This window comes from Mycobacterium sp. NGS69, from assembly GCF_059812165.1.
This window is the reverse complement of the sequence record NZ_JCALCD010000004.1, coordinates 11,761-19,776: the sequence shown is the minus strand read 5'-3', so window position 1 is coordinate 19,776 and position 8,016 is coordinate 11,761. Positions and strand designations below refer to the sequence as shown.

Annotated in this window: 8 protein-coding genes and 2 pseudogenes; 7 read left to right on the top strand and 3 right to left on the bottom strand. The window is 68.6% G+C overall.

The window, feature by feature from the left end:
* Positions 1–84 precede the first annotated feature (84 nt).
* Both AC5Y2S_RS13025 and AC5Y2S_RS13020 read left to right on the top strand, forming a co-directional pair.
* Complete coding sequence (locus tag AC5Y2S_RS13025; RefSeq protein WP_499956559.1) at positions 85–552, top strand: MTB12 family secreted protein; 468 nt, start codon at positions 85–87, stop codon at positions 550–552.
* Between the two features lie 148 nt (positions 553–700).
* A complete protein-coding gene (locus tag AC5Y2S_RS13020) occupies positions 701–1,204 on the top strand; it encodes an MTB12 family secreted protein (protein ID WP_499956558.1) in 504 nt (167 codons plus the stop codon).
* On the opposite strand, the gene AC5Y2S_RS13015 is transcribed toward AC5Y2S_RS13020, so the two are convergent.
* The 3 genes from AC5Y2S_RS13015 to AC5Y2S_RS13005 all read right to left on the bottom strand — a co-directional run bounded on the left by AC5Y2S_RS13015 (position 1,198) and on the right by AC5Y2S_RS13005 (position 3,056).
* Positions 1,198–2,079, bottom strand: coding sequence for a sigma-70 family RNA polymerase sigma factor (locus AC5Y2S_RS13015; RefSeq protein WP_499956557.1), 882 nt, complete (start codon positions 2,077–2,079; stop codon positions 1,198–1,200). The two genes, AC5Y2S_RS13020 and AC5Y2S_RS13015, sit on opposite strands and share 7 nt — an antisense overlap.
* Positions 2,076–2,672, bottom strand: a complete 597-nt coding sequence (locus AC5Y2S_RS13010; protein ID WP_499956556.1) for a carboxymuconolactone decarboxylase family protein — start codon at positions 2,670–2,672, stop codon at positions 2,076–2,078. The genes AC5Y2S_RS13015 and AC5Y2S_RS13010 overlap by 4 nt, the downstream gene beginning before the upstream one ends.
* A gap of 69 nt (positions 2,673–2,741) precedes the next feature.
* Complete coding sequence (locus AC5Y2S_RS13005) at positions 2,742–3,056, bottom strand: type II toxin-antitoxin system VapB family antitoxin (RefSeq protein ID WP_499907277.1); 315 nt, start codon at positions 3,054–3,056, stop codon at positions 2,742–2,744.
* Positions 3,057–3,220: 164 nt separating this feature from the next.
* On the opposite strand from AC5Y2S_RS13005, the gene hrcA reads away from it, so the two are divergent.
* The 5 genes and pseudogenes from hrcA to AC5Y2S_RS12980 form a co-directional block, all read left to right on the top strand.
* The gene (hrcA, locus tag AC5Y2S_RS13000) at positions 3,221–4,264 is read left to right on the top strand and encodes a heat-inducible transcriptional repressor HrcA (RefSeq protein ID WP_499956555.1); all 1,044 of its coding nucleotides are present in this window, start codon (positions 3,221–3,223) and stop codon (positions 4,262–4,264) included.
* Between the two features lie 69 nt (positions 4,265–4,333).
* Positions 4,334–5,479 (top strand): molecular chaperone DnaJ, encoded by a 1,146-nt coding sequence (gene dnaJ / locus AC5Y2S_RS12995; RefSeq protein WP_499907273.1) that lies wholly within the window; start codon positions 4,334–4,336, stop codon positions 5,477–5,479.
* Positions 5,480–5,496: 17 nt separating this feature from the next.
* Entirely contained in the window at positions 5,497–6,303 is an 807-nt protein-coding gene (locus AC5Y2S_RS12990; RefSeq protein ID WP_499956554.1) for a 16S rRNA (uracil(1498)-N(3))-methyltransferase, read from the top strand.
* A 57-nt stretch (positions 6,304–6,360) separates the two neighbouring features.
* Positions 6,361–7,068: pseudogene (locus AC5Y2S_RS12985) on the top strand (PhoH family protein); the annotation flags it as partial.
* Positions 7,057–7,878, top strand: a pseudogene (locus tag AC5Y2S_RS12980) (LAGLIDADG family homing endonuclease); the annotation flags it as partial. The pseudogenes AC5Y2S_RS12985 and AC5Y2S_RS12980, both read left to right, overlap by 12 nt.
* Positions 7,879–8,016 lie beyond the last annotated feature (138 nt).

The window sequence follows — 8,016 nt, the reverse complement described above, 5'->3', positions numbered from 1 at the left end:
CGTACCGTGACCCGCCCGAGACCAAGAACAGAAGGCGCCGGGGGCAGAATCACAACTCTTACTCACCAGGGGGAGGACCTGACCATGAGAACGAAATCCTTGAAGTCCTTGGCCATCGGCGCGATAGCCATGGGCGCGGCGGCCGTCGGCGCGACTCCCGCCGCAGCCGCGCCGCCGCAGGATCCGCCGCCGGCGCCGGGACTGCCGAGCCCGGACCAGTTGTCCAACCTGTGCACCCAGGCGACCGATCCCGGCGTGTCCTACACGACCAAGACCAACCTGGTGCAAAACGGCATCGCTCCGGACGAGGGCCACGTGGCCGACCACGACCTGCGCAAGGCGTACCGCAACGGAAACTTCCCGGAGACGTTCGCCGTGACGAACATCGCGCCTGCCGGTCCGAACATGGCCCAGGCCGACGTCGCCATCGGGGGTCCGAAGTTCGCCGGGCCGGTGGAAAAGCACCTCGCGTTCGTCAACGAGGGCGGCAACTGGATCCTGCAGCACGACGCCGCGATCGCCCTGATACAGGCCGCCACCGCGACGAACTAGCAACGCCGGGCAGCCTGTGCACCACACAGTGGGCGCACAGGCTACTCACATGACGTGGCCGTAACGTCTCGGTGTGCAGACACGAAACAACAGTCGAAAGACGCACACTGGCACGGTCCGTCGACGCGTGCCCACCTGAGGGGGGACCATGAGAAACGTTAAATTCTTCGCCGGCGGCGCCGCAGCGCTGGCCGTCATCGGGGGAGCGGCCGCCGGCATCACGTCCGTCGTGGCACCGGGTGAGGCGGCCTCGGTGCGGCTGATCGCGGTCGGCGCGCCGCTGCCGCAGGATCCGCCGCAGGCGGTGAATGTGCCCACGGCCGATCAGTTGACCGGCGTGCTGAACAGCCTTGCGGACCCGAGCGTTTCGTTCTCGAACAAGAGCAACCTGGTCGAAGGCGGAATCAGCGGGCTGGAAGCGCACGTCGCCGACAAGAAGCTGCAGAAGGCGGCCAAGAACGGCGACCTGCCGCTGGCGTTCGGCGTCACCAACATTCAACCGGCCGCGGCCGGTTCCGCGACAGCCGACGTGGCGGTCTCGGGTCCCAAGCTCACGTCGCCCGTGACCCAGAACGTCACGTTCGTCAACCAGGGCGGCTGGGTGCTGTCGCGCGCGTCGGCGATGGAGTTGCTGCAGGCCGCCGGTCAGTGACCGGCGCGCACGCCGCGCAGGTCTAGTTTTGCGATCCGGTCCGGGTCGGCCAGCACATCAATGGCCGCCACCAGCCCGTCGCGCACCACGAAACCCATGATGGCGGTGGGCCGCCCATCGACGAACACGACCGCGCCGGCCGCGCCGTTGACGATGGCGCGGCACACCTCGCGCTCCGGCGCCGCGTAGCCGCGGGCCAGCTTGGCCACGGATTGCGCACCCTCGGCGCGGAATACGTTGGTGGCCTTGCCGAAATCGCCGCGCAGCACGACGCCGGGGTCCAGCACCGACACCAGCCGGTCAAAGTCGCCGGCGCGGCCCGCGGCGAAGAAGGCGTCCACGGCCTCGCGTTGCGCGGCGACGCCGCCGTCGGGGGCCGGATCGGCCTCCTCGATGCGCCGGCGGGCCCGGCTGGCCAGCTTTCGCGTCGCCTCCGGCGTCCGCTCGACGATGGGCGCGATCTCGTCGAACGGGACGGCGAACACGTCGTGCAGGACGAAGGCCAGCCGCTCGGCCGGCGGCAGCGTGTCCAGCACCACGAACAGCGCCAGCCCCACCGCGTCGGCCAGCATCGCCCGGTGCTCTGGATCGAATTCGCCCTCGGCATCGACGATCGGGTCGGGCAGGTGCCCGAGGGGCTCCTCGCGGCCGCGCCCGCGCAACGCGTTCAGGCAGATGCGGGCCACCACGGTGGTCAGCCAGGCGTCGAGGTTGGCGATATCGTCTGCGCCCCGCCCGGCGCTGAGCCGCAGCCACGCCTCCTGCACGGCGTCCTGGGCGTCGTCGACCGAACCCAACATGCGGTAGGCGAGGGCGCCCAGCCTCGGCCGCGCCGCCTCGAAGCGTGCGGACAACGAAGCGTTCGCCGCCGTCACGCGCGACCGGCCTCGGGCAGGGCGCACACCCGGTTGCCGGAGAAGCCGGACGAGCCGATGCCGAGCGCGATGTTGAACCGGGCGCGCATGTTGCCCAAATTGATGACGTGGGTGAGGCCGACCAGCTGCGGCGTGTCGAAGTGGGCGCGCAGCGCGTCGAACAGCTCGTCGGTCACCTCGACCGGGGTGCGGCTCATCGCGGTGGCGTACTCCATGATCAGCTTGTCGAGCTCGGAGAAGCAGGACGCATTGCGGTAATCGGCCATCGCGAGCAACTCCTCGTCGGTGATTCCCCACCGCCGCGCGATCTGTGAACCCAGGTCGATGCAGTACTCGCAGCGCACGGTAGTCGCCGCCTTCAGTTCGGCCAGCGCGCGGTGGCGGGGGCTGAGGATGTCCAGCTTCGACTCGGCCTGCTCCAGCTTGCCGTAGGCGCTGAGCAACCGCGGGATGTGCGCGTACATGCGCAGCGGTTCCAGCATTCCCGCCGTTTCCAGGCCGGCCATCTGCGCAAGCTTGCGCTTGGTGAAGAAGAAGGCGATCTTGGCGCCCAATCCGGCGTCGTGGTCCGAGACTCCTTGCAGCCGAGCCATGGCGTCCTCCCTTGAATGTCTCCCTTTCTAGGTCGACACCCGGCGACGCCCAAACGTGACCGCCGAAGACTACGTCTGCTGGCTCAGCGGCATGTCCATGTCGAACACCCGGGCGTGCAGCACGGTGCGGTTCCGCAGCGCGGCGCGCACCGCACGGTGCAGGCCGTCCTCGAGGTAGATGATCCCCCTCCAGCGCACCGCGTGCGGGAAAAGGTCGCCGTAGAAGGTGGAGTCCTCCGACAGCAGGCGGTCCAGGGCCAGCACGGTCGTCGTCGTGACCAACTCGTCGAGCCGGATCTGCTGGGGCGGTATTTGGGACCAGTCTTTGTAGGACAGCCCGTGATCCGGATACGGCTTGCCGTCGCGCACGCCCTTGAAAATCATCGGCGGGCCTTCTGCGACGTCCGCGAGGCGTCGCTTCGGCCCGACCGGTACATGCTGGACAGGCTAGCCGGGAACTTGCCGGAGTTCGCCGCCAGACGTCTGGCAGTGGCGGTTGGCACCTCTGGCGACCCGTAAAATGGACGCGATCAAGGAGGTGGGAGCCGATGGGAAGCGCCGACGAGCGTCGCTTTGAGGTGCTGCGCGCCATCGTCGCCGACTTCGTCGCCACCAAGGAACCGATCGGTTCGAAGTCGTTGGTGGAGCGCCACAACCTGGGGGTGTCGTCCGCCACGGTCCGCAACGACATGGCGGTGCTGGAGGCCGAGGGGTACATCACCCAGCCGCACACCAGCTCCGGGCGGGTGCCCACCGAGAAGGGCTACCGCGAGTTCGTGGACCGGCTCGACGACGTCAAGCCGCTGTCGTCGGCCGAGCGCAGCGCGATCCAAAGCTTCCTGGAGTCCGGCGTCGACCTCGACGACGTGCTGCGCCGCGCGGTGCGCCTGTTGGCGCAGCTGACCCGCCAGGTGGCGGTAGTCCAGTACCCGACGTTGTCGACGTCGACCGTGCGCCATCTGGAGGTGGTCGGGCTGACCCCGGCGCGGCTGCTGATGGTGGTCATCACCGACTCCGGACGGGTGGACCAGCGCATCGTCGAGCTCGGCGACGTCATCGACGACCATCAGCTGTCCCAGTTGCGCGAGATGCTGGGCCAGGCCCTGGTCGGCAAGCGGCTTTCCGCCGCGTCGACCGCTGTCGCCGACCTGGCCGGGGAGCTGCACGGGCGCAGCGGGCTGGCCACCAACCTGAGCGACGCCGTCGGCCGCTCGGCGACCGTGTTGCTGGAGTCTCTGGTCGAGCACACCGAGGAACGCCTGCTGATGGGCGGCACCGCCAACCTGACCCGCAACGCCGCGGATTTCGGCGGTTCGTTGCGGTCCATCCTGGAGGCCCTCGAGGAGCAGGTGGTGGTGCTGCGGTTGCTGGCGGCACAGCAGGAAGCCGGCAAGGTGACGGTGCGCATAGGCCACGAGACGGCCGTCGAGCAGATGGTCGGGACCTCGATGGTGTCCACTGCGTACGGCCGCTCGGATACCGTGTACGGCGGCATGGGTGTGCTGGGCCCCACCCGGATGGACTATCCGGGAACTATCGCCAGCGTGGCTGCGGTTGCTCTGTACATCGGCGAAGTGCTGGGTGCCCGATGACCGCGCACCCGCACCAGAGTTTTTGGACGGCCGCGTAGCGCGGCTTAGGACCTTTCAGGAGAGTCAGGCGTGGCACGCGACTATTACGGGCTGCTCGGCGTGAGCAGAAACGCCAGCGATGCGGACATTAAACGCGCCTACCGCAAGTTGGCGCGCGAGCTGCATCCCGATGTCAACCCCGATGAGGCCGCGCAGGCCAAGTTCAAGGAGATCAGCGTCGCCTACGAGGTGCTGAGCGACCCGGAGAAACGCCGGATCGTGGATCTGGGCGGCGACCCGCTGGAGAACGCGGCCGCGGCCGGCGGCGGGTTCGGCGGCTTCGGCAACTTGGGCGACGTGTTCGAGGCCTTCTTCGGCGGCGGTTTCAGCGCGGGGTCGGCGTCGCGCGGGCCGATCGGGCGGGTTCGGCCCGGCTCGGACTCGCTGCTGCGGATGCGGCTGGACCTCGAAGAGTGCGCGACCGGGGTGACCAAGCAGGTCACCGTCGACACCGCGGTCCTGTGCGACCGCTGCCAGGGCAAGGGCACCAACGGCGATTCCGCGCCCGTCCCCTGCGACACCTGCGGCGGCCAGGGCGAGGTGCAAACCGTGCAGCGTTCGCTGCTGGGCCAGATGGTGACGTCGCGGCCGTGTCCGACCTGCCGCGGCGTGGGGGTGGTCATCCCCGACCCCTGCCACCAGTGCATGGGCGACGGCCGGGTGCGGGCCCGCCGCGAGATCAGCGTCAAGATCCCGGCCGGTGTCGGCGACGGCATGCGCGTGCGGCTCGCCGCCCAGGGTGAGGTCGGGCCCGGCGGGGGACCGGCCGGTGACCTGTACGTCGAGGTCCACGAGCAGGCCCACGACATCTTCGTCCGCGAGGGCGACGACCTGCACTGCACGGTCTCGGTGCCGATGGTCGACGCGGCGCTGGGCGTCACCGTCACCGTCGACGCCATCCTGGACGGCAAGAGCGAGATCAACATCCCGGCGGGCACGCAGCCCGGCGCCATCATCACGTTGCGCGGCCACGGGATGCCGCACCTGCGCTCGGGCGTCCGGGGCAACCTGCACGTCCACGTCGAGGTGGTGGTGCCGAGCCGGCTTGACCACCGCGACACCGAACTGCTGCGTGAGCTGAAGGACCGCCGCAGCCGCGATGTGGCCGAGGTCCGCTCGACGCACGCCGGCGGTGGCCTGTTCAGCCGCCTGCGCGAGACCTTCACCGGACGCTAGTTCCCAGGAGCCCGCACGTGGTGGCGACGCTGTTCTACGTTGACGCACTGCCCGACGCCGGCGAGCTGGCCGCCGTCGAGGGTCACGAGGGCTTCCACGCCGCCACCGTGCGGCGAATTCGTCCCGGCGAAGAGCTGGTGCTCGGCGACGGCGCCGGAACCCTCGGCCGGTGCGTGGTGGAGCAATCGGGTCGCGAAAGGCTGCGGGCCCGGGTCCTGGAGCGCTGGAACGTCGAGCCGCCGCATCCCGCGGTGACGGTGGTGCAGGCGCTGCCCAAGTCCGACCGCTCCGAGCTGGCGATCGAACTGGCCACCGAAGCCGGCGCCGACGCGTTCCTGGCCTGGCAGGCGGCCCGCTGCGTGGCCAGCTGGGAGGGCGCCCGGGTCGACAACGGGCTGCGCCGGTGGCGCGCCGTCGCCTGTTCGGCGGCCCGGCAGTCCCGTCGGGCGCACATCCCGCCCGTCGACGGCGTGGTGTCCACCGCGGCGCTGACGCAGCGGGTTCGCGACGAGGTGGCGGCCGGGTCCGCGGTGCTGGCGCTGCACGAATCGGCGACCGACTTGCTTGCGAATTCCCATGTGGCCCAGGCGGATTCGGTGCTACTGGTGATCGGTCCCGAAGGAGGCATCGCGCCCGACGAGATCGCCGCGCTGACCGAGGCGGGCGCGGTGGCGGTCCGGCTCGGCCCGCAGGTGCTGCGGACGTCGAGCGCGGCCGCGGTGGCGCTCGGGGCGCTGGGCGTGCTCACCCCGCGATGGGATCAACACGCGGATACACAATCGCCCGCGGACGAACCGTTGGGACACAGTCATGACCGGCGGTAGACTGCAAGCCAGGATTTCACCACGTCAGGACCCCAGAAGGCAGGCATCGGAAACCACGTGACGCCCCGCGAGACCAGCGCTGCTGACGCAGCATCGACCTCCCAGGTTCGCAGCAGCATCAACGTTCCGCCCGATCTCGTCGTGGGCCTGCTCGGTTCAGCAGACGAAAACCTGCGCGCCCTGGAACGCATCCTCAGCGCCGACCTCCACGTGCGGGGCAATGCCGTCACCGTCTCCGGCGAGCCGGCCGACGTCGCGCTGGCCGAGCGGGTGGTCTCCGAGCTGGTGGCGATCGTGGCCAGCGGCCAGCCGATGACCCCGGAGGTGGTGCGCCACAGCGTGGCGATGCTCGTCGGTACCGGAAACGAATCACCCGCCGAGGTGCTCACCCTGGACATCCTGTCGCGCCGCGGCAACACGATCCGGCCCAAGACGCTTAACCAGAAGCGCTACGTCGACGCCATCGACGCCAACACGATCGTGTTCGGGGTCGGCCCTGCCGGCACCGGCAAGACGTATCTGGCCATGGCCAAGGCCGTGCACGCGCTGCAGACCAAGCAGGTCAGCCGGATCATCTTGACCCGCCCGGCGGTGGAAGCCGGTGAGCGCCTTGGCTTTTTGCCCGGGACGCTGAGCGAAAAGATCGACCCCTATCTGCGCCCGCTGTATGACGCGCTCTACGACATGATGGACGCCGAGCTGATCCCAAAGCTGATGTCCGCCGGGGTAATTGAGGTCGCACCGCTGGCGTACATGCGTGGCCGGGCCCAACCGGTGTTCACCAAGGTATTGACGCCCAGCGGTTTCCGGCCGATCGGTGAATTGCAAGTTGGCGACTCTGTGATCGGTTCCGATGGAACGCCAACGGAAGTTCTCGGCGTCTATCCGCAGGGCTTTAAGGAGATCTACCGGGTCCACACGCAAGACGGTTGCTCGACGCTCGCGTCCGGTGACCACTTGTGGTCGGTGTCGACTCGTGATGATCGGCGTCGCGGCAAGCCTCGGCGCGTCCTTCAAACCAAGGAGATGATCGGCAATCTCCGCGCGGCGCATTACCACCGCTACGAATTGCCCTTGCTGAGCGCACCGGTGAGGTTCGAGAGTCGGGCGGTGCCTTTAGATCCGTACGCTTTGGGTCTGCTCTTGGGCGACGGGTGTCTGACATGTGCGACGACACCGAGTTTCTCGACAGCTGATCCTGAGCTTGCTGCCTCGTTGGGTCAGTTGATCCCTGGGATCAAGGTACGGCGCAGGACAGAGGTCGACTACATACTGAATCGCTTCGCTGGTCCCGGTGAGGTCAGCACCCGAGAGAACCCGGTGACCGGTGCCTTGCGTCGACTTGGGTTAGCCGGCATGCGGTCAAATATCAAGTTCGTCCCCTCGGACTACCTGTTCAATACACCCGATGTGCGGCTCGCGGTTCTTCAGGGTCTGCTCGATTCCGACGGCGGTCCGGTCACCCAGCGGGGGCGCACTTGCCGCGTCCAGTTCACGACTGTGTCCGATCGACTCCGTGACGACGTGGTGTTCCTGGTCCAGTCATTGGGCGGCGTCGTCTACTGGCGGACCAGGCCAGCGGAAGGGCGTAAGCCGGGACTCGCACGGGGCCGCGACGTGCATCACCGCTCCGATGCACACATTCTCGACATCCGTTTGCCTGAGGGCGTCGTCCCGTTCCGGCTGGCCCGCAAAGCCGCGAAGTACGGCGCA

Excerpts from the sequence above, each read along its gene's own strand:
- AC5Y2S_RS13010 (WP_499956556.1), bottom strand. The coding sequence starts at position 2,672 with ATGGCTCGGCTGCAAGGAGTCTCGGACCACGACGCCGGATTGGGCGCC.
- hrcA (WP_499956555.1), top strand. The coding sequence starts at position 3,221 with ATGGGAAGCGCCGACGAGCGTCGCTTTGAGGTGCTGCGCGCCATCGTC.
- AC5Y2S_RS13025 (WP_499956559.1), top strand. The coding sequence starts at position 85 with ATGAGAACGAAATCCTTGAAGTCCTTGGCCATCGGCGCGATAGCCATG.
- AC5Y2S_RS13020 (WP_499956558.1), top strand. The coding sequence starts at position 701 with ATGAGAAACGTTAAATTCTTCGCCGGCGGCGCCGCAGCGCTGGCCGTC.
- AC5Y2S_RS13005 (WP_499907277.1), bottom strand. The coding sequence starts at position 3,056 with ATGATTTTCAAGGGCGTGCGCGACGGCAAGCCGTATCCGGATCACGGG.